The sequence below is a fragment of the Caballeronia sp. GAWG1-5s-s genome, assembly GCF_023631445.1.
Taxonomy (GTDB): domain Bacteria; phylum Pseudomonadota; class Gammaproteobacteria; order Burkholderiales; family Burkholderiaceae; genus Caballeronia.
The window spans coordinates 1-224 of record NZ_JALQDC010000087.1 but is presented as its reverse complement, the minus strand read 5'-3'; the positions used below and the strand labels follow the sequence as shown (position 1 = coordinate 224).

Sequence of the window (224 nt, the reverse complement as noted above, 5' to 3'; positions counted from 1 at the left end):
TGGTGGAGGATGACGGGATCGAACCGACGACCCCCTGCTTGCAAAGCAGGTGCTCTCCCAGCTGAGCTAATCCCCCGCGTCTATCTGACCCTGCCCTCTTCGAGGGTGGGGCCTTCGTAAGCGCTCACGCGCTAACGACCGCCGACATGGTGGGTCTGGTTGGATTCGAACCAACGACCCCCGCCTTATCAAGACGGTGCTCTAACCGACTGAGCTACAGACCC

Annotated in this window: 2 tRNA genes; both read right to left on the bottom strand. The window is 61.2% G+C overall.

Features of this window, described 5'->3' with window-relative positions:
- A tRNA-Ala gene (locus tag NCR34_RS28000) sits at positions 1–76 on the bottom strand.
- Between the two features lie 71 nt (positions 77–147).
- A tRNA-Ile gene (locus NCR34_RS27995) sits at positions 148–224 on the bottom strand.